Source organism: Caballeronia sp. A2-2 (assembly GCF_057612605.2).
Genome location: NZ_CM173618.1, coordinates 682,780 through 704,328 on the forward strand (window position 1 = coordinate 682,780; position 21,549 = coordinate 704,328).

The following is a 21,549-nucleotide window of genomic DNA, read 5'->3' on the forward strand; positions in this document are numbered from 1 at the left end:
CCGACCGATCAACGATCCAAAAACGGACGCAGCTTGTCGGCGCGGCTCGGATGCATGAGCTTGCGCATCGCCTTGCTTTCGATCTGGCGAATACGCTCGCGCGTCACATCGAACTGCTTGCCCAGTTCTTCGAGCGTATAGTCCGACGCCGTATCGATGCCGAAGCGCATGCGCAACACCTTCGCTTCACGCGGCGACAAAGCGTTGAGCGCATCGTCGATGGCGGCACGCATGTTCGCGTGAACGGCTGCTTCCGCCGGCGACGTCGCGCCCTGGTCTTCGATCATGTCGCCGAGCGTGGCATCGGCATCTTCACCGACTGGCGTTTCCAAAGACACCGGCTGCTTCGCGATCTTGAGAATGCCGCGGATCTTTTCTTCCGGCATGTCCATGCGCTCAGCCAGCACCGACGGATGCGCTTCCTGCCCGGTCTGCTGCAAAATCTCGCGCGAGATACGGTTCAGCTTGTTGATCGTTTCGATCATGTGAACCGGCACGCGGATCGTGCGAGCCTGATCGGCCAGCGAACGCGTCACGGCCTGACGAACCCACCACGTCGCGTACGTCGAGAACTTCCAGCCACGGCGATATTCGAACTTGTCCACCGCTTTCATCAGGCCGATGTTGCCTTCCTGAATCAAGTCGAGGAACTGCATGCCGCGATTGACGTACTTCTTCGCGATCGAAATAACCAGACGCAGGTTCGCTTCGATCATTTCGCGCTTCGCCTGACGCATCTTCAACTCGGCAGCCGTCATCTGACGGTTGATTTGCTTGAGTTGCTTGAGCGGCATGGCGACAGCGGCTTCCATGTCGATGAGCTTTTGTTGCTCGGCTTGAATCGCCGGCAGACTGCGTTCCAGCGATGCGCCGTAGTGCTTCGAGGTCGCCGCCACGCGCGCGGTCCATTCGAGGTCGGTTTCATGACCCACGAACGATTCCACGAACTTTTCACGCGGCATGCCGCAACGATCCACCGCGATCTGCAACACGCGACGCTCGATGTCGCGCACCTTCGCGACTTGCTGCTGCACGTCAACGCAGAGGCGATCGATGGTCTTCGCCGTGAAGCGAATCGAGCCGAGTTCACGCTGAATTTCGGCACGTGCCTTTTCGACGGCCTTGGCCGCTGCCGCGCCCGAACCCTTTGCATGACTCGCCTGTTCGGCGAGCGCGCGCACGCGTGCGAAGATTTCGAGGCAATCGGCCGTGAGCTGCTTCAGACGCGCTTCGTTCGATGCGCCGGAATCCGCGCCGTCGATATCGCTGTCGTCGTCCTCATCGCCATCCGATTCTTCGGTGTCCGTATCGATCTCGGACGAATCCGTTGTTTCGGACGCCGAGAGATCGTCATCGACCGAGTCTTCTTCTTTCAGGCCGTCCACGAGTTCATCGATCTTCACTTCGCCCGCTTCGACTTGCGCTGCATCCGCGAGAATGGAAGCGACGGTCGACGGGCACGCGGCGATGGCCTGAATCATTTCATGCAGACCGTCCTCGATGCGCTTCGCGATGGCGATTTCGCCCGCGCGCGTGAGCAGCTCGGTCGCGCCCATTTCGCGCATGTACATGCGAACCGGATCGGTCGTGCGACCGAATTCGGAATCGACGGTGGACAGCGCGTTTTCGGCTTCCTCGTCCGACTGTTCGTCGCTGACGACGGTCGGCGCGTTTTCGCTTAAGAGCAGCGTTTCCGCATCGGGCGCCTGTTCATAAACCGCGACGCCCATGTCGTTGAACGTGCTGACGATGGTTTCCATCGCCGCCGTTTCCGCGAAATTATCAGGCAGGTGGTCGTTGATCTCGGCGTGTGTGAGATAGCCGCGGTCCTTGCCCAACTGAATGAGCGCGCGCATCTGGCGCTGACGCTCTTCGTTCTGCTCGGCGGTCATCGTTGCATCGGGGGGTAAAACGCCGGCCTGGCCCTTCCCCTTTCCTGCGCGCCTGCCAGCGGTCCGGCGTGCCGGCACGACGATATCCAGATCCGAATCTTCCCGATCAAAACTTGCCATACATTCTCCTCGACAGGTTTGCTCGGCGATGACAGGTTCCCGGGAGCGGGCGTAAGGCCCGCATGATATCGACGCTAAGTTCGACCTTGGACGGCTGCTGAGAATCGCTTCGAGCAAAACAAACACAATCCGCAGATGGGGCGCGGATCGTGTTTTTCAATCGCCGTTTCGGCGAAACCTTAGAGTATAGCAGCGTTGAGGCGTTGTGACGGCTTTTATTCACGATGTGAGAGAAGGAGGCGTAAGACAGTCGCTCGGTGGTCGGAATATTCATTTGTCAGTTCATTCGTAGAGATGCGCTCCGGCGGTGTGACTGAAGCCGAACTGATGCTGCTCGAAGTAGATCGAGGCAACAAACCAACTGCTCGCTGCCGCTTCAAAAACGCTTTCAGTTCGGCCAAGCGGTCTGCTGACACCGTTCGGCGGCTCTGTTCCAATTCGACGGACCGCACGATCGATCCTGCGGGCGTCGAGGCCGTGATTGCGCCACGGTTGAGCGCCGTCTGGAAATCGTGGATCCATCGGCCGGTACGGACACGCGTGACACCGTTGTCTCGGTCGCGAACGACGACAGAGGACGCATCATCAGCGACGTAAAAGCTCTTCGAGCCGTCAAGGCTCCGGAACTCTCGGCCAGCGAGATCTTGTGCGAACGAGTCGGCCTCGGCGCGTTGAACCTTTTCCGCATGCGCGACAACCTCTTCCTGATGCGCTGAGCGAACCCGGTACGCGAAATCAACCGGCGAGCGCAGAAGCGCGCGGAGGTAGGAGATGGGTTGCTTCGCTCGTTGAAGGTGTTCCCACGTTGCCTCAACGACGTCCGATAGCCGCTTCATGTTTCTGCGAGCTTCTCCCATCAGTTTGAAGATCAGGAAATCTCGAAATCCCAAAATCCGCAGGCGTTGGAGGTCACGAGGGAGCGTCTCCGGTTGTCTCTTTTGAGTTATAGGGTTTAGATCCTTATATATAGCGCGGTCTGCCACCGTGACAGACGGTTCGACAAAAAGAATCGGGGTTTCAGCGAGCGCGTCAGATTCTCGGCGGTTCTCGCTCTGCGCTGCGGCTTGTTCGTCGTCTTGAGCGAGTCCAAGCAAGGTTGCGGCCTTCGGTGTCAGATAGAGGTAGGCACGGCCGAAGAGGCCTGCGGCGCCATAGCGTGTTTGCGGCGGCCGGGTAATCATCCCTGTGCGTTCGAGGTCCTCGAGACTCCGATAGAACGTGCGCATGGATTGCATAGCGCGTCCAGTGAGCAGTTCGCGCCGAGCAAAAATGGCTGCGAACGGGCGCGCGGCGTCGACAGTACGCGCAAGTGCGGCCAGCAATGAACGCGCGCGAGGAGGGAGTGCAATGACGTGATTTGCGCGATGGGCCGCGCGAAAGATGACCCAAGGGAGATTGGATCGATCGCAAGCAAACTCTTCGAGAGCCTGTTGATCTTCCCCTGCGATACAGGTTGAGGGAGTTTCAGGGCGAGTGTGTTCCTCGCCAGCAACGGAAAATTGCGCGATAAGCATGTCTAGCTCGTCCATTTTTGGAAAATGGAGGACAAACGCTTGACTGCCGATCGTGATCCGCTAAACTCCGAGTTGTGTGGACTCGTGACCCGATTGGCGTCGGGAAGCGAACCGGGCGAGCAGCAGTAAGCCCGATATTCAAAAGCCTTCGGTTGGCGCCGAAGGCTTTTGTCTTTCTGGAATCTGGTGATTACATAGAGGCCTTTGAGTCGGTAGCGACTAGGTCGTTGTTTTATAAGGAGTTTCTACTAGGTCCATCGCATCGTGTAAAGCGCTTCGATGCTAACCCCTTGTTTCGTAAGGAAAACCTAGTAGGGCCTATCCCTGCTCTGATTCGCTCAGCGTCTTGTTGATGAAATCGACAATCCGCTGTCCCCACTGCTCAGCGTCGACCGCTTCGTTTTCAAAGAATCGAACGCCAACCACACCGTTGCGAGTCGATACTTCACATATCTTCCTTCTACCAGCGCGCACCACCGTGGTGGTCGGAGCCTGCGTCTTAGGTTTCTGAGTTGCAAGGGCGACAGCTTTGTCCTGCGTGAAACTCTCGTCGTCCACAAGTCGGCGCACGGCCTCGATAACTTTGTCGGCCTTTCCTGTTTCGGCGAGCGCCGCCAGTTTTTGCGCAGCGTTACTTCCGAGACGTTCGGGCTTTTCAGCGAGTGCAGCCTTCGCCGCGTCGGGGAGCGCATCGAACGAAAAGATCCGGGTTACGTGGCTCTTGCTAAGACCTGCGCTTTCCGAAATTTCAGTGCGTGAAAGGCCACTCAATTCCTGAAGCCGTTTGAAGTTCCAGTACTTCTCGAAGTCGGTAAGTGACGGCGAAAGCAAGTTCGAAAAGAACGCAGCGAATTCAACTTCGCCTTCCTCGATCGATGCAACATTTGCCCTAATGCTAGTGCGGCCAAGCTCGCGATAAGCCGCCACCCGGTTATGGCCTGCGACGATTTCGAAACGATCATTCGGCAACGCACGCACGAGAATGGGTGTGGCGAGCGCGTGTTGAGCCAGATTGTTTTTTAGCTCCTGAAACTGCTCGCTAGTCAGCTTCCGCCGACGGCCACCGACTTCGGTCAACGCATCGAGCGGCACCTCAAGTGCCGCCCGCTCCTCCAACTGAACTTCGAGTTCCTTGATCCGCGCCTGCGCTGTATTGATGCGGTGCTGTGCATCCATCAGACGGCCTGGCGATGTGCGCGCCTCGCTGTTCGCCGGGCGCGCCGAACCCGGCTCGGCCGGCTTGCTTCCGACGTTCGCAGTCTTGGCGAGTAGTCTGTCCCCGATGCCCATTTAATCCTCCTTCTGGTTCCACGCGCGAACAAACTGCGCGTCGAGATGTTCGGCCAGCCGGTCCAACGGCTCCTTGAACCGGTTGTATGCCGCCGTGCTGCCGTCCGGCTTGGACAAGTCATAAACCGTGGATAGCTGCGCCGAAGCGCCCTTGGGCACAGTTGACTCCGGAATCTCGAACGGCAGAACGCGATCGCCATAAGCTTTTTGTAACCAACCGCGAACCACGCGCGAAACGTCGTCAGACTTTGCCTTGGTCATGATCACGTTCACGAAGTCGAAGCGCTTTTGCTCCAACACCCCCGGCAGCTTTTTCGCGATATCCGCGAACAAGTGCCAGAACTGTGTGGAGCTCGCAAAGTCGAGCGCTTCGGGCGGGCAGGGCAGGAGAATGGCGTCGGACGCCAGCAGCGCATTGATGGTCAAATAGCTCAGCGCCGGCGGGGTATCGATGACGATGGCGTCGTATTCCTGCGCAAGCGGCATCAGCCCGGTACGCAGGATCTCCCAGAACTCGAACGTGCTGTCGTTCAATACCTTGGCCGGGATCTCGAACTCGGCGTCGAACAACGATGACGATGCTGGAATCAAATCGAGGTTGTGCCAATACGTCTCTTGCACGGCGTAGTGCAAGGTCGACTGATCGCCGTAGATCAGGGGAAGCAACGTCTGGTCATCCGTGATCTCGGCATCCGGCGCCCAGCCACAAAGTTGAGTCGTGGTGCCCTGCGGATCGCAGTCGATCACTAGCACACGGCGACCGAGCAGCGTCAAAGCCTGCGCCGCCGAGACTGCCGTGGTGGTCTTCGCAACGCCGCCCTTGAAGTTCGCCACCGTGACGATGCGTCCGCGTTTACCCTCGGGCCGCCGCGTGCGTTCCTTTGTCGCCCTAATCCACGTCAATGCTTCCGCGAGCGTGAACTCCTTGCTCCGGCCCGCTCCCTTGGATGTGCCGGCAGGAAGGTCGCCTTTGGTCGTCAGATATTGAAACCGTTGCTTATCAACGCCGCACAGCGATGCGACCTGAGCACTCGTGAAGGTAGGAGCATTCTTCCGCGGATACGGTTCGAGCATCGCATCGCGGATTTGATTGAGGATATCGGTGGCTTGGGCGGCCACTCCCAAAAGCGTTTCGATCGAAACGGATTGATCGACTTCGGGAAGCCGAGCGCTTAGCATTGAGTTCGCGGTCACTGGCGGGCCTGGGTAAGCAAAAAATTCTTCGGTTTGTGAGAAACACACTGCAAACCGAAGAATAAACGCCCAACCGGTAAACCTCAAGTAAACTCTGAAGTCGCCGACCCTCGGGATCGGGTGTTTTTACAACACTCGAGACGGTGAAGTTTACCGCTCAACCCTTCGCGTAAACTTTTCTTGCGCCTGAAGTGGCGCGAATAAGTGCTTCAACGCCCAAAAACCGGCTAGCTTCGTCTCTCGAAGCGTAGAGCGATGTCGTTGCAAGCGATGCGTGGCCAAGCGCCGCGCTGAGTTCGCCAAGCTCCGCGCCATGACTCAAGGCGTGGACCGAATGTGTGTGACGGAGCCAGTGTGTACTGGCTCGCATGAGATCCTGCATGCCACGCGTCGCGCAGTCAGTCGTCGCCGCGGCGAAAATCTGCTTGATAATCCTACCGATGCCGTCCGGCGAGATCGCCCGGCCAGTTCGCGCCTGAGCCAGAATCGGCGTGTTCTCGGGGCAGGCGAGCGGGTCGGGCATTCCACGCATCGCAAAGTTTTCTTGCATGGCCTGAATGACGGCGGGCGGCAGCAGCACCGTCCGGGTTTTTCCTGATTCGCTTGCCACGTCAAGCCGCCAAACCGGGCCTGCGACGCCGCGTACTCGTCCGACCGAAAGCCCGTCGGCCGTCGCTGCGGCCAATTCGGCGCGGCGAAGTCCGGTTGCATAAGCCAGAAGAAGGGTCAGCCGGTCACGATGCTCGACAAACGAATAATTCTCCCGTACGGTCGATTCGAGCACGATCTTCCACTGCTCGACGTCGAGCGTGCGTCCAACAGACTGGAAAACGGGAGGCTCACTCGCGCGTCCGATGCCTGCAAACGGGTTGTTCGCCAAAAAATTCACTTCGATTAGCCATGCGCACAGCGCCGTGAGTATCGCGCGCGCGCTTTCGCGACTTCGATCGGAAAGCGGGCCGGCGAACGGGCGCCACGCCGCCAGACAACGCTCGACGCGTCCGCGCCGGACCCAACGCGCCGCAGGCTGCGGGTCAGCCAAAAAAGTGCCGATATATTCCGCGCAATCCGCGCTATCGAGCGATGAAAACGCCTTCTTCTTTTCGATCAGCGCCCAAAGCACGAGCCGCTCGGCTTCGCGTCGGTACGCCCGTCGCGTATGTTCATTTCCCGCACGCGCGTCGAGCCAGGCCGTGATCGCGCGAATATCGGTGGAATAAGCGCTCGTCGAGATTCGACCGCGATTCGACCCCTTGGAGCCATCCAGCGCGACCGGGACGCGCAGCGCCTCAAGCGGCGCCACGCAAAGTGCGTCCGCATCTGCCGTTGAACGGTGCGAAATCGCGCCGGTCCATTGCCGGCGCGGCACCAGCGCCCGATCCGAAAGCGCGTGTCGAAGCGCCTGAGCATGCAGTCCCAGCCAATCCACCACACGTTGCGCGCCTTTGGGACCAAGACGCGGAACCCCCGTGTACCAACGATGCCGCCGGGCTTCGACCGATGCAATGACATCCCCGATGGTGACAAGTCCCGCCTCCGTAAGCCGGCGGGCGAGGGCGGGTTCGAGCCAGCCCTCGACCGGATGCTCCGGCTTGGGATCTTGCGCGAGATTCGCTTCCATCCGGGCAAGCGCCTCTGCCTGCCGTCGACGCAAACGCGTATTGCGCGCTGCACGCCGATCGAGCGCGGGCGAGGCGCCCGGCGGAAAAGTCTCTTGATACAACGCCAGCAGCTCGGCTTCGCCATAAACGTTGTCAGGGTCCACGCGCTCCCGAAACTCATCGAGCGATGGCGCGCGCTCCGATACCGCCGCGCCGGGCGGCGGAATGCTTCCGGGACGAAGCCGCAGCAGATAGGCAGCTTCGGTGTCGTGAGCGCGGCGCGCCAGCACGGAGAGCGTGTCGCGCAATACCGCGATCAACCGGCGGGTGCTTCGTACATCCGCGCCGGTGTCGCCGTACGATGCATGCAATTGCGCTTCCGAAACTCCGTCCAGATAGCCGCGATACAGTGCGAAATGCTGCCGCGTGAGCCGTGTATTATCCGCAGACTGTAGTTCCAGGCGTTTCATTTATACTTTGGATTCAGGGAGTTAGGCGGAGGTTATCAAGCTACTTCGATTTTGACAACGTAAATCACTGCATCTGATAAGTAGAATTATCAGCCTAAATATTCAGGACGAGCGCGGGATGCAGGGTCCGCTTGAATCTTGCAGCGGTGCGGCGCATATTTCCAGCACACCCGTTCCCGGCATCCGCAGGAGACCGTCGCCGATGCGCGATCCCCGCCGCACTGTATACAAGCAGCACCGGAAAGACGATGAATCGACTCCAAGTCTGCCCGAGGTGTACGCATCGGTGCGCGTGCCGCAGGGCGGTTCGTGGCTGCGACGCCTGCTCGCTTTCACCGGACCGGGCTACATGATCTCGGTCGGCTACATGGACCCCGGCAACTGGGCGACCGATCTCGCCGGTGGTTCGCGCTTCGGCTATACCTTGCTCGCCGTCATCCTGCTTTCCAATCTGATGGCGGTTCTTCTTCAGGCGCTTTCGGTCCGGCTGGGCGTCGCGACCGGGCGCGATCTTGCGCAGGCGTGCCGCGAACACTATTTGAAGCCGGTCAACATCACGCTGTGGCTGGCGTGCGAAGCAGCGATCGTCGCGTGCGATCTGGCCGAAGTCATCGGCACCGCCATCGCGCTGCAATTACTGTTCGGCATTCCGTTGATCGCAGGCGCGTTGCTCACCGCGCTCGATGCCTTCCTGCTCCTGCTTCTGCTCAACAAAGGCTTTCGCTTGCTCGAAGCCTTCGTGATCGCGCTACTCGTCATCATCGCGGCATGCTTTGCGCTGCAGATCGCCGCCGCCGCGCCGCCGCTCGCCGCCGTGCTGCGCGGATTCGTGCCGTCCCCGCAAATCGTGATGAACGGCGAGATGCTCTACGTGGCGATCGGCATCATCGGTGCGACGGTGATGCCGCACAATTTGTATCTGCATTCGTCGGTGGTCCAGACGCGCGCGTACGGCGATTCGGTCGAGGCACGCCGCGATGCCATCCGCTGGGCGACCGTCGACAGCACGATCGCGTTGACTCTCGCGCTGCTCGTCAACGCAGCGATCCTGATTCTCGCCGCCGCCGTTTTCCACGCGCATGGCCGAACGGATATCGCGGAGATCGGCGATGCCTTCCGTCTGCTCTCGCCGCTGCTCGGCTTCTCGCTCGCATCGACCTTGTTCGCGGTCGCGCTGCTTGCCTCGGGTCTGAACTCGACCGTCACCGCGACGCTCGCCGGACAGATCGTCATGGAAGGTTTCCTGCACCTGCGCATTCCGAGTTGGGCGCGCAGGCTCGTGACACGTTCCATCGCCATCGTGCCGGTGATCGTCGTTACGGCCATCTACGGCGACAAAGGCACGGCGCATCTATTGGTATTGAGTCAGGTCATCCTGTCGATGCAGCTTCCGTTCGCCATCGTGCCGCTGGTGCGTTTCGTTTCCGATCGCGGCAAGATGGGCGTCTTCGCCATCGGTGGCGCGCTCGCGGCGCTGGCGTGGCTGGTCGCGGGCATCATCATCGTATTGAACGTGAAGCTGCTCGCGGATACGTTCTTTTCCTGAGCGCGCGAACATCCCAATCTCTCTCACCAATATGGAGCACTTCGCCATGACTGGCCGGTTCATCGATATTCCGGTTCGCGATGCCGCGGCCATCCGCGCCTATGTCACGCAACCCGCCCAAGGTTCCGGTCCCGGCCTTCTGTTGCTGCACGACGCCACCGGACCCGATGCCTTCATCGCGCACACCGCCGAGCGCTTCGCGGAAGAGGGCTACGTGGTCCTCGCGCCGGAACTCCCGGACCGCGAGCCGAAGCCCGGCGGCATCGCTTCGGAAAATCTCGCGGCCGTGCTCGATGCCTTGCGCGCGTTGCCGCAACGTGCCGGCAAGATCGGCGTCGTAGGCTTCGGCGCGGGCGGCCGACTTGCGACACGCATCGCCGCGCAATCCGATGTGGATTGCGCCGTCAGCTACTACGCCGACGACCTCGAAGCCTGCCTCGCCGACATCCCGACGATCCGCTGCCCGATGGTCTTCCACTTCGCCGAAAGCGCCGGCCTGCCCGAACTCTCGGAAAAGCCCGCCATTCAGCAATACGTTTATCCGGGATGCGTCGCAGGGTTCGCCGATCCCGCCAGCCCACACGCCGACAAGGCCGCTTCGCTGATGGCCTATTCGCGCACGCTCGCGCTGCTGCGCGCGGTGCTCGGTCCGGTCTACGATCTGAACCGCCTGTGGGAGCAGCACTGCTACTTCGAATTCGCCACGCGCGATGTCGATGCCGTCATGCCCACGATGGTCGCCGAACCGTACGTGAATCACGTGCCGACCATGACGGGCGGCGTCGGTTACGAACAGTTGAAGCGCTTCTACACGCATCACTTCGTCAATTCGAATCCGGCGGACACGAAGCTGATTCCCGTGTCGCGGACCATCGGCTCGGATCGCGTCGTCGATGAATTCGTGTTCTGCGCGACGCACGATCGCGAAATCGACTGGCTGTTGCCCGGCCTCGCGCCGACCGGCCGCTACTTCGAAGTGCCGATGCTCGCGGTCATACGCTTTCGCGGCGACAAGCTCTATAACGAACACATCTATTGGGATCAGGCTTCCGTGCTCGTGCAGATCGGCGTGCTCGATCCAACCGGGTTGCCGGTCGCGGGGCGCAAGACCGCGCAGAAACTTCTCGATGAAACCTTGCCGAGCAACGAACTGATGCCCAATTGGGCATCGAGCGAGGGCAAGCCGGTCTGAGCGGCCACGCGCGCGCATCGTCCTTTGGATATGCGCGCGCGTGGTCTACGCTGGACCTTGGCCGTTGGGTGTGACCGACCAGCGAGGGACAGCGGATCATGTTGTATTCGCGTGACGTGTTCCGCCTTCGTTGCGCCGATTCGAACGATCGCGACGGCCGGAGGACACATGCTTCGTTCGTCCGCGTCCCGTGGGTTCTCGCTCGCATTCGGCGTGACCTGCACGATGCGCGCCTTTCCCGCGTTCGCCGCCTGCGCGAGCGGCACGCCATGCGACCCGGCTTTAAGGATCGTGGCAAAAGCGGCGAATCTCGTGAACACGGGTTCGATTTCGAGGAGCACGGTTCCGGGCATCGTCGCGAACGGCGGCGGCACACTCGACAATCGCGGGTCGATCAGCGGAACGACGGGCGTCTCGATCTCGAATGGCGCCGAAACCATCACGAACAGCGGGTCCATTCGCGGCACGCGCGCCGAGGCCATCGCGGCGAGCGGCAAGATCAACGTCTCGATCACCAACACGGGCACGCTTGCCGGAGGCGCGGGCGTCGCGGTCAGAACCGATACGGGTAGTGACACGTTCAACATGAATGGCGGCACGGTCACCGGCCAGATTCGGCAAGGCGATGGTGTCGATGCCTTCACGATGACCGCCGGCCAGCTCGATTCGCTCGATCAGGGTGACGGCTCCGACACCTTTCGCATGTCCGGCGGCCATATCGTCGGCCTGTTCGCGAACGGCGATATCGGCACGATGACGGGTGGACGCATCGGCACGGTCGATCTCAACATCGGCAACAACGTGTTCGACATGTCGGGCGGACAGATCGACGGCAATCTCACCGCCGCGCAAAACAACGACACGTTCAGGATGTCGGGCGGCGCGATCGGCGGACGCGTCGATCTCGGCAGCGGCACGAACAATCTCACCATCACGGGCGGCACGATCGGTCAGGGCATCAACACGACTTCGGGTGCCGACACGCTGACATGGAGCGGCGGCACCATCGCCGGTCCGATCACGCTCGGCGCGGGCGACGATCACGCGACCATCCGCAATCTGAGCGATGCCACGCTCGACGCGACCACGCGCATCGATGGCGGTCCGGGCCGCGACACGCTCACGTTCGACGGCACGCAGATGAGCGGGCTTGCGCGCATCGCCGGATGGGAGGCGGTGAATGTGGCGAACGGCAGTCAGCTCACGTTCGATGCAAACGGTCTCACGCTCGGCGATGCCGCGACCGGCACCGGCACGCTCGATATCGACGCGGCGAGCGCGATCTTCGCGGGCGGCGTCGGACAGACTGCGTTGCAACCGGCGATCGCGGGGCGAAGCGTGACCTTGAACAACGCGGGCATCATCGATCTCACGAACGGCGGTTCGGGCACGCGCGATGTGTTCATCGTGAAGGGCAACTACTTTGGCGACAATGCCCGGCTGCTCGTGCAGACCGTGATGGGCGCGGACGATTCGCCGGGCGATCGGCTCGTGGTTGCGAGCGGTGTCGCCGGGGGAACGACGTCGATTGGCGTGAGCAATGTCGGCGGGCGCGGCGGTCTCACCGTGGGCGACGGAATCATGGTCGTGCAGGCGACGAATGGCGCGACGAGTTCGGCGGGCGCATTCACGCTCGCGCATTCGGTGGATGCGGGCGCATACAGTTACTTCCTGTTCAAAGGCGGGGTGAGCGCGGGGACGGCGGATAACTGGTATTTGCGTTCGAGCGTTCCGCCTGCGGTTGTGGCGACGCCGGTTCCGACGCCTGTAACAACACCGGCGCCAACTGCAAGCCCAACACCCACGCCCGCGCCCGCGCCGATCCCAACTCCAGTTCCAACAACCCCGCCCGTCGCCGCAGCAGGAACCCCCATCCTTCCCCCGCCGCCTGCGCCCGGTTCGCCACCGACGCCGCTCTACCGCATCGAAGTCCCGGCCTACGCCGAGGTGCCGCCCCTCGCGCGCGAACTGACGACGCAACAGATCGGCATCTTCCACGACCGTCAGGGCGCGCAATCGCTGCTGACCGAAACCGGCGCGCTGCCCGCCGCGTGGTCGCGCGTGTGGGGCGGTCACGCGTCGCTGCACAGCGACGGCGCGGCGGATCAATCCTTCAGCGGCGGTATCGGCGGCATCCAGATCGGACACGACGTATTCGCGGATGCCACCGCCAGCGGTCAACGCAATCACTTCGGTTTCTTCCTGAGCTTCGCGCGCGCGAGCGGCGACATTGGCGGCTTCGCGCTCGGCCTTCCGAATGCCGATGCCGGTCATCTGTCGATGAACGCCTACAGCGGCGGCGTGTACTGGACGCACATCGGACCGGCCGGCTGGTACACGGACGCCGTCATGCTCGCCAGCGCATTGAACGCCGATGCGTCATCGAACCGGAACATCGGCGCGACGCCGCACGGCAGCGCGCTCGCTGCATCGCTCGAAGCGGGCTTGCCGATCATGTTCGCGGCGAAGTTCGGCATCGAGCCGCAGCTTCAGGTCATCTGGCAGCACGTCACGCTGAACGACATCGACGACGGTATTTCGAACGTGTCCTTCCACGAAGCGAGCGGCTTCATCGGACGGCTCGGCGCGCGCCTCTTTGCTCACTTCGACGCGCTCGGCACGTCATGGGAGCCATCCGTGCGCGCCGATCTCTGGCGCACTTTCGGCGCGACCGACGCCGTTACCTTCGCCGACACGACCGTCATCCCAACGGCCGTCGCCGCGACTTCGGCGCAGTTCGGCGCGGGCATCGTCGCGAAAGTGAGCGCGCGGGGCAGCGTGTATGCGAACGCCGGTTATGGGATCAACGTGGGCGGGGCGCATCGCAGCGCGATCGAAGGCGGAGCGGGTGTGCGCTGGAAGTGGTGAGTCTGAACGCCGGTTGATAGTAGAGCCACGCGAGAAAACAGCACCTTAGCGCGTGGAGGCATTCCGTGGCGCGCTATGCGGCGGGAAGCAGTCGTGTCGTCAATATGATTGCTTATGGAAAGATACGGAAACACTTTTTAATAACGTATTCAACTATGCTAATTGTTTCGCGTTATGCCTTTTTGCCATCGCGATCATTCCAATGCCTTATATATCTGTGAATAGGACGTGCGCCCGCAAAGGCTGCCTCTCCAATCTCATATAACAGCGAATTTATTTACCCGAGCTGCAAAAATCATCGCCGATTGGCGTTTCGGTATACCGTGCGCAATCTCAAAATGTTGAAGCGAACGCAATTTTCATCGTCATATATGACTATTATTGAACGTCCGTTCTGCTAAACCGGAGCCTTTTCGTACATAGCGCAGGGACTTTTTACTTAACCTAGGGTTTTCACCTAGAAATATGAAAGTTTTTAGCCATGGTTTACGTTTAAAATCATCTCAAATTGATGCGACGCACAAGCGCGCATATACCGAATAACTTCCCAATACCATGCAGTTCGAACGCGCGCATGCGGATTCTTCGCGCGGTGTCGAATCACGTCTTTACGTAAAGCGTACGCGGTATGAGAGAAGGGCGGTGGCTGAACCTGAGAGCATCAATCAAAGGTCCATATAGTTGGACCCGGTCATTTGCTTTAAACAAACGATATTCCGGCATCGACTTTTCCGTGCGAGCGGGCGCGGGTCGATCGCACAGCCAGACCCGTAGCGGCTTCGTCATTTCCTTGCGGGAAGGCGCGCGCGTGTTCGAGAAACATCGGGCAACAGGCAAGTATCCAGAGCAACGAGTAAGGAGGACTCGACATGAATGACGTAGTGATCGTATCGGCTGTGCGTACCGCGGTCGGCAAGTTTGGCGGTTCGCTCGCGAAAATCGCGGCGCCGGATCTGGGTGCAACGGTCATCAAGGCCTTGCTGGAGCGGTCGGGCGTGAAGCCCGAGCAGATCAGCGAAGTCATCCTCGGACAAGTGTTGACGGCGGGTTCGGGACAGAACCCGGCACGTCAGTCGGTCATCAAGTCCGGATTGCCGGACATGGTGCCGGGCATGACGATCAACAAAGTGTGCGGCTCGGGCCTCAAAGCGGTGATGCTCGCGGCCAATGCCATCATCGCGGGCGATGCGGAGATCGTGATCGCGGGCGGTCAGGAGAACATGAGCGCCGCACCGCACGTGCTGCCGGGTTCGCGCGATGGCTTTCGCATGGGCGATGCAAAGCTGATCGATTCGATGATCGTCGATGGCTTGTGGGATGTTTATAACAACTACCACATGGGCACGACGGCCGAGAACGTCGCGCGCGAGTACGGCATCACGCGTGAAGAGCAGGACAAGTTTGCGGCGCTCTCGCAGAACAAAGCTGAAGCCGCGCAAAAGTCCGGCCGCTTCGACGATGAAATCGTGCCGGTCTCGATCCCGCAGCGAAAAGGCGATCCGGTCAAGTTCACCACGGACGAGTTCGTGCGCCATGGCGTGACCGCAGAAGCGCTTTCCTCGTTAAAACCTGCGTTCTCGAAAGAAGGCACGGTCACGGCGGCGAACGCATCCGGCATCAACGATGGCGCAGCAGCCGTGATCGTCATGTCGGCAAAGAAGGCCGAAGCGCTCGGCCTCACGCCAATGGCGCGCATCAAAGCGTATGCAAACGCAGGCGTCGATCCGAAAGTGATGGGCATGGGCCCGGTGCCGGCCTCGAAGCGCTGTCTCGAACGCGCAGGCTGGACGATGAACGACCTCGACCTGATGGAAATCAACGAAGCGTTCGCCGCACAAGCGCTCGCCGTGCACAAGCAGATGGGCTGGGATCAGTCGAAGATCAACGTGAACGGTGGCGCAATCGCGATCGGGCATCCGATCGGCGCATCGGGCGCGCGGATTCTGGTCACGCTGCTGCACGAAATGCAGAAGCGCGATGCGAAGAAGGGCCTGGCGTCGCTGTGCATCGGCGGCGGCATGGGCGTCGCGCTGGCGGTCGAACGTCCGTAAAGCAGCAACCCGGCGCGGCGATAGAAAAACGGCGCAAAGCCGAACGCCGCGCCGGAGCCATTAAAAGCGGTATCAACCTGAGAGAGGGCATTAGGATGACCAAACGAATCGCATTGGTAACGGGTGGCATGGGCGGCCTGGGTGAAGCCATCAGCATCAAACTGCATGACGCGGGTTTTGCCGTCGTCGTCACGCATTCGCCGAACAACACGAGCGCGTCCGAGTGGCTTGCGAGCATGGATCGTCAGGGGCGCAACTTCCGCGCGTATCCGGTCGATGTCGCCGATTACGACTCCACGCAGCATTGCATCGCGAAGATTCAGCGCGAAGTCGGACCGATCGCGATTCTCGTGAACAACGCGGGCATCACGCAGGACACGACCTTCAAGAAGATGACGAAGGTGAACTGGGACGCCGTGCTGCGCACCAACCTCGATTCCATCTTCAACATGACGAAGCCGGTCTGCGAAGAAATGGTCTCGCTGGGCTGGGGGCGCATCATCAATATTTCTTCGGTGAACGGATCGAAAGGGCAAGTCGGGCAAACGAACTACGCCGCCGCCAAGGCAGGCATGCACGGCTTCACGAAGTCGCTCGCGCTCGAAGTGGCGAAGAAGGGCGTGACCGTCAACACCATTTCGCCCGGCTATCTCGCCACGAAGATGGTGACGGCCATCCCGCAAACGATTCTCGACACGAAAATTCTTCCGCAGATTCCGGCAGGGCGTCTGGGCAAGCCAGAAGAAGTCGCGGCGCTCGTCGCGTTCCTGTGCTCGGACGATGCCGGTTTCGTCACCGGTTCGAACATCGCGATCAACGGCGGTCAGCACATGCAGTAACGCGTCGATGCACTGACGCAACGCCAGCGCGGCGCGCATCGCTGAATGCGCGCTGCGTTCGATCCATCGTGCGCGTGTCGCATCGATCTAAGAGAGACCGGCCATGTCTACGCTTCAAACCGCTTCCCAAGGGGCGTGCCTTACGTCCATGAACAACTTCAACGTCGTGGCGCGCTCGTACAGCGTGACGCATCTGGATGCCGCCATCGAGCATCTCGAACAAGTGCTGAATCTCGAAGGCGCGAATTCGGTGTTTTCGAAGACCTACTGGCGAACGCGCGTCGCGGATGCGCTCGCCACGCCGGGACTCGCCACCTCGCAGCACACGCGGCTGCAACGTCTGCTGGAACGCATCGCGCAATCCTGACGACGTGCCCGCTTTCTTCAGACGCAGCGATGCCTGAAGATTTTCGCCAGCGCTTGTACCATGCATGCCGTACCTCAAAAAAACATGGTTCAGGCGTATGTCGAAGTCTCTCCGATCCTCTCTCATCACACGTAATGCGCTCGGCGCATGCATGCTTTCGATGCTGCTCGCCGCGTGCGGCACCGCCAGCGATGTCACCGCCGGCCCCGTCCCGAACACGTATCAGGTCACGGGCAAGGCCACCGGCACGGATATGTCGTGGGTCACCGCGCGCAACAAGGCGCTGGATGCCGCCAACGACTTCTGCAAGCAACGCTCGCAACGCGCATCCGTGAAAAAGGAAGCGACCAAGGGCGTGCGTTCGCTCGAAGAACAATCGGCCACCGTTTCGTTCACCTGCATTCCGCTGGCGACCAACGGCACCGCTGGTTGAAGCCGCAAAAAAAAGCGCCGTGCACGACCATCGACGGTCGCGCACGGCGCGTTCGGCTAAAGCGGATTACTGCGTCTTGGGTTGCCCGATGCCTGCCTTCTTCTCGGCGTTCTGCACGTCGGAAGGATAGGTGGCGTCGTCACGCTTCGCGGGGTTATAGCCTGCGTCTTCGAGCTTCTTGAGTTCCGCATTCTTCTTCGCGCGTGCCTGCTTGCGGGCTGCCTTGCGTTGCGCCTTGGTGGATGCCGTTCCTTGTGTGGCATCGGTCGCGGCCGTGCCTGTGTCCTGCGCGAACGATGCCGGCGCGAAGCCTGCGCCGAATGCAGCCACGATCAACGAAACAGCGAGTTTGTTGGCAAGCGTTGCTTTCATGGTGACTCCTCAGATCGTTATGGACGCCGTGCGGCATTGAAGCCGACGGCGGGGATGAAGCGGGAGATGAAGCATTGAGCGACTAACCAGACATGCACCAGCGATTCAAGCGGCCACGTGCGGACCGCGCGCACATTGTAAGGCGGTATCGGCAAACATTCAGGCTGGTGTAACTGTTTCGAACGTACGTGCGCCCTGACGATCCGAAGGCCATCGAAAAGTCATCAACCGACGCGGCACTTATCAACCGGTTATGATGCGCAACCGGCAGAAACGAAAACTACAAATCAATCGATGAGCGTCGCGTGGCGCTCGCGTCCTGGGAGCAAAGCTCATGCCCTTGCGGTCTGGTGTCGACGAGTCATCGTTTCGTCGGATTCTCTTTCGCAATCTCGCGGTGCCGCTCGGAGCGGGCATCGTCACGGCGGTGGCGTTCGTCGCGCTCGTGCTGTATTTGCTGTCTGGAATCGAATGGGTCGAGCATTCGGAGCGGGTGATCGGCAACACGCAGGAAATCGGGCGGCTCGTCGGCGACAAGGAAAGCGCGCTGCGCGGCTTTTTGCTGACCGGCGACGAGTCCTTCCTCGGCACCTTCGAAACCGCCAAGCCCAAGCTCAACGCCGATATCAACACGCTCGCCGACCTGGTCTCGGACAACACGCCGCAAGTGGACCGGATGATCCGCATTCGCGCGTTGCAGGCGCAATGGGACCAGGTGGCGGACGTGCTGATCGCCGCGCGCCGTCACGGTGCCGACATCGCCTCGCTCGTGCGCAGCGGACGCGGTGCCGCCGAACGCGCCGAAACCGACCGCGAACTCGACGCGTTCCTCAACATCGAGCAGACCTTGCGCATTCAGCGCGTGGCGTCTGCCAAGCAACTGACGACCATCACCGTCGCCGTTTTCCTGATTCTGAGTCTCACGCTGTCCGTGGTGCTCGCCGTGTTCGGGCGGCGCGAACTGATGCAACTGTCGGGCGCGTTCAGCACGGCCATCGCCGAACATGAAAAGCAGGCGCACGCGCTTCAGGAGCAGGCGTGGCTGCGCGATGGACAGACGCAACTCGCGGGCCGCGTGATCGGCCAGCAATCGCTCGACCAGTTGTGTCAGACCATCCTCGATTTTCTGGCGGGCTATCTGCAAGTGTCGCTGGGCGCGTTCTATGTACGCGAGGCGAACGGTTCGTTGAAACGTACCGCCAGCTTCGGCTTCGATCCGGCTTCCGCGAGCGTGCCCGAGACGATGACAGGCGTGAACAGTCTCGTCGGGCAGGCGGTGCATACGCGCACGTTGACCAAGCTTCCGCAAGTGCCCGCAGGTTACTGGAAGATCAACTCGGCGCTCGGCGCGGGGGAACCGGCGAGCGTCGTCATCGTGCCGATCGAGAACGAAGGGCAGGCGAACGGCGCGATCGAACTCGGCGCGATGCACACGCTTGCCGAGCGCGATCAGCGCTTTCTGCAACTCGTGGCGGGAAACATCGGCGATTTCGTGGAGGCCGCGCAGTATCGCGAGCGTTTGCAGCATGTGCTCGAAGAGACGCAGCAGCTAAACGAAGAACTCCAGATGCAGCAGGAAGAACTGCGCACGACCAACGAGGAACTGGAGCAGCAGACCACGGCGCTTTCGCAGGCGCAGGTGTATCTCGCGAATCAAAAGACCGAACTGGAAACGACCAACGATCAGCTTGCCGAACAGGCGCGCGCGCTCGATGAACGCAACACGGCGCTGAGCGTCGCGCAAGGCGAACTTCAGCAGCGCGCCGATGCCTTGCAACGCGCGAGCCGCTACAAGTCGGAATTCCTCGCCAACATGTCGCACGAGTTGCGCACGCCGCTCAACAGTTCGCTGATCCTCGCCAAGCTGCTCTCCGAGAATCGCGCGGGCAATCTCACGGTCGATCAGGTCAAGTACGCGCAGACCATCTATTCGGCGGGCAACGACCTGCTCAATCTCATCAACGATATTCTCGATCTCTCGAAGGTCGAGGCGGGCAAGCTGGATCTGCATGTCGAAGATGTGCCATCGAAGCGTGTGATGGAAACGCTCGCGCGCACCTTCGAGCCGATCGCGCGGCAGAAGAACCTCCGGCTCAATCTGCAAAGCGAGTTCGAAGGCGATCTCACGCTCACCACCGATTTCCGGCGGCTCGAACAAATCCTCAAGAACCTGCTGTCCAACGCGGTGAAGTTCACCGATGCCGGCAGCGTCTCGCTCACGCTGCGGCGCGCGGGCGAGAACGCGGTGCAGTTCGTGGTGGCGGATACGGGCATCGGCATCGCGGCGGAGCAGCAGGAAGCGATCTTCGAAGCGTTCCAGCAAGCGGATGGCACCACGAGCCGTCACTACGGCGGGACCGGTCTGGGCCTGTCGATCTCGCGCAGTCTCGCGCGCTTGCTGGGCGGCTCGGTCGCGCTGAAAAGCACGCTGGGCGAGGGCAGCACCTTCACGCTGACCATGCCGATTTCGTTCGATGCAGCGGCGTCATCTTCAACGCCCGCATCGTTCGAAGCGCCGCCGCCCGTCGATGTGCCCGCGCCCGCCGTCATCGAAGTGCCTGCGGAGTGCATCGAGGCGAGCTTCGTGATCGCCGATGACCGCGACGATACCTCGCCCACGCGCCGTCTCGTGCTCGTGGTCGAAGATGAACCCGACTTCGCGCACGTGCTGCTGGAACTCGCGCACGAACTGAACTATCGCTGCATCGTGTGCGGCACCGCGGGCGATGCATTACGCGTCGCGCAAGAGCGCGCGCCGAGCGCGATCCTGCTCGACATCGGCTTGCCGGATCGCTCGGGGCTGGTCGTGCTGCAGGAACTGAAGGCGAACCCGAAGACGCGGCATATTCCCGTTCACGTGGTGTCGGCATCGGACCGGAGCGAGGCCGCGTTGCATCTCGGCGCGATCGGTTACGCGGTCAAGCCGACCACGCGCGATCAACTCACGTCCATCTTCCAACGTCTCGAAGAAAAGAGCAGCCAGAAGATCAAGCGCGTGCTGCTCGTGGAAGACGACGCACGCCAGCGTCAGAGCGTCGTCGAACTCATCAGCGATACGGATGTGGAAATCACGCCCGTCGAATACGGTCAGGACGCGCTCGACCTGCTCAAGCGCACCGTGTTCGATTGCATGATCATCGATCTGAAACTGCCGGACATGCAGGGCGGCGACTTGCTGCGCCAGATGGCCGCGACGGATTCGTACTCGTTCCCGCCGGTGATCGTCTACACGGGCCGCAATCTGACGCACGAGGAAGAAGCCGAACTCATGCGCTATTCGCAGTCGATCATCATCAAAGGCGCGCGTTCGCCTGAACGTTTGCTCGATGAAGTCACGCTGTTCCTGCACAAAGTGGAAACGGAACTGTCGGCGGACCGCCAGGCCATGCTGCATGTATCCCGCGCGCGCGACCGCGTGCTGGATGGCCGCCGCGTGTTGCTGGTGGATGACGACATTCGCAACATCTTTTCGCTATCGAGCGCGCTGGAGCATCAGGGCTTGACGGTGGATATCGCGCGCAACGGTTTCGAGGCGTTGGAGGCGCTCGACCGCACGCCGGATATCGATGTCGTATTGATGGACATGATGATGCCCGGCATGGATGGACTGGAAGCCACGCGTCGCTTGCGGCAGGACGCGCGCTTCAGGAAGCTCCCGGTCATCGCGATCACCGCGAAAGCGATGAAGGATGACCAGGAGCAATGTCTCGCGGCGGGCGCGAGCGATTATCTGGCGAAGCCGATCGACATCGACCGGCTGTATTCGCTGCTGCGCGTGTGGATGCCGCGCCGCGTGTGAT

14 protein-coding genes are annotated in these 21,549 nt (G+C 61.1%); 8 read left to right on the plus strand and 6 right to left on the minus strand.

Annotated elements, in window-relative coordinates:
- Positions 1–8: 8 nt before the first annotated feature.
- The 5 genes from rpoD to ACZCWR_RS26685 form a co-directional block, all read right to left on the minus strand.
- Complete coding sequence (gene rpoD / locus ACZCWR_RS26665) at positions 9–2,012, minus strand: RNA polymerase sigma factor RpoD (RefSeq protein ID WP_487306019.1); 2,004 nt, start codon at positions 2,010–2,012, stop codon at positions 9–11.
- A 215-nt stretch (positions 2,013–2,227) separates the two neighbouring features.
- Positions 2,228–3,526: a replication protein O gene (locus ACZCWR_RS26670; protein ID WP_487306020.1), complete on the minus strand. Its 1,299-nt coding sequence runs from the start codon at positions 3,524–3,526 to the stop codon at positions 2,228–2,230.
- A gap of 318 nt (positions 3,527–3,844) precedes the next feature.
- The gene (locus tag ACZCWR_RS26675) at positions 3,845–4,816 is read right to left on the minus strand and encodes a ParB/RepB/Spo0J family partition protein (RefSeq protein ID WP_487306021.1); all 972 of its coding nucleotides are present in this window, start codon (positions 4,814–4,816) and stop codon (positions 3,845–3,847) included.
- Entirely contained in the window at positions 4,817–5,995 is a 1,179-nt protein-coding gene (locus ACZCWR_RS26680) for a ParA family protein (RefSeq protein WP_487306157.1), read from the minus strand.
- 172 nt (positions 5,996–6,167) lie between these two features.
- Positions 6,168–8,081 (minus strand): site-specific integrase, encoded by a 1,914-nt coding sequence (locus ACZCWR_RS26685; protein WP_487306022.1) that lies wholly within the window; start codon positions 8,079–8,081, stop codon positions 6,168–6,170.
- Between the two features lie 202 nt (positions 8,082–8,283).
- Here ACZCWR_RS26685 and ACZCWR_RS26690 point away from each other — a divergent pair, with 202 nt between their 5' ends.
- The 7 genes from ACZCWR_RS26690 to ACZCWR_RS26720 all read left to right on the plus strand — a co-directional run bounded on the left by ACZCWR_RS26690 (position 8,284) and on the right by ACZCWR_RS26720 (position 17,377).
- Positions 8,284–9,627, plus strand: coding sequence for an Nramp family divalent metal transporter (locus tag ACZCWR_RS26690; RefSeq protein ID WP_487306023.1), 1,344 nt, complete (start codon positions 8,284–8,286; stop codon positions 9,625–9,627).
- A 46-nt stretch (positions 9,628–9,673) separates the two neighbouring features.
- Positions 9,674–10,819, plus strand: coding sequence for a dienelactone hydrolase family protein (locus tag ACZCWR_RS26695; RefSeq protein WP_487306024.1), 1,146 nt, complete (start codon positions 9,674–9,676; stop codon positions 10,817–10,819).
- 168 nt (positions 10,820–10,987) lie between these two features.
- On the plus strand, positions 10,988–13,687 hold the full coding sequence (locus tag ACZCWR_RS26700) for an autotransporter family protein (protein ID WP_487306025.1): 2,700 nt from the start codon (positions 10,988–10,990) through the stop codon (positions 13,685–13,687).
- A gap of 869 nt (positions 13,688–14,556) precedes the next feature.
- Positions 14,557–15,738, plus strand: coding sequence for an acetyl-CoA C-acetyltransferase (locus ACZCWR_RS26705; protein ID WP_487306026.1), 1,182 nt, complete (start codon positions 14,557–14,559; stop codon positions 15,736–15,738).
- A 95-nt stretch (positions 15,739–15,833) separates the two neighbouring features.
- Entirely contained in the window at positions 15,834–16,577 is a 744-nt protein-coding gene (gene phbB / locus ACZCWR_RS26710) for an acetoacetyl-CoA reductase (RefSeq protein WP_487306027.1), read from the plus strand.
- Between the two features lie 103 nt (positions 16,578–16,680).
- Positions 16,681–16,944, plus strand: a complete 264-nt coding sequence (locus ACZCWR_RS26715) for a hypothetical protein (protein ID WP_487306028.1) — start codon at positions 16,681–16,683, stop codon at positions 16,942–16,944.
- A gap of 97 nt (positions 16,945–17,041) precedes the next feature.
- On the plus strand, positions 17,042–17,377 hold the full coding sequence (locus ACZCWR_RS26720; RefSeq protein ID WP_487306029.1) for a hypothetical protein: 336 nt from the start codon (positions 17,042–17,044) through the stop codon (positions 17,375–17,377).
- A gap of 66 nt (positions 17,378–17,443) precedes the next feature.
- Here the strand turns inward: ACZCWR_RS26720 and ACZCWR_RS26725 are convergent, their stop codons facing one another.
- Complete coding sequence (locus ACZCWR_RS26725) at positions 17,444–17,749, minus strand: hypothetical protein (protein ID WP_487306030.1); 306 nt, start codon at positions 17,747–17,749, stop codon at positions 17,444–17,446.
- Between the two features lie 334 nt (positions 17,750–18,083).
- Here ACZCWR_RS26725 and ACZCWR_RS26730 point away from each other — a divergent pair, with 334 nt between their 5' ends.
- Positions 18,084–21,548 (plus strand): response regulator, encoded by a 3,465-nt coding sequence (locus ACZCWR_RS26730; RefSeq protein WP_487306031.1) that lies wholly within the window; start codon positions 18,084–18,086, stop codon positions 21,546–21,548.
- Position 21,549: the final 1 nt, after the last annotated feature.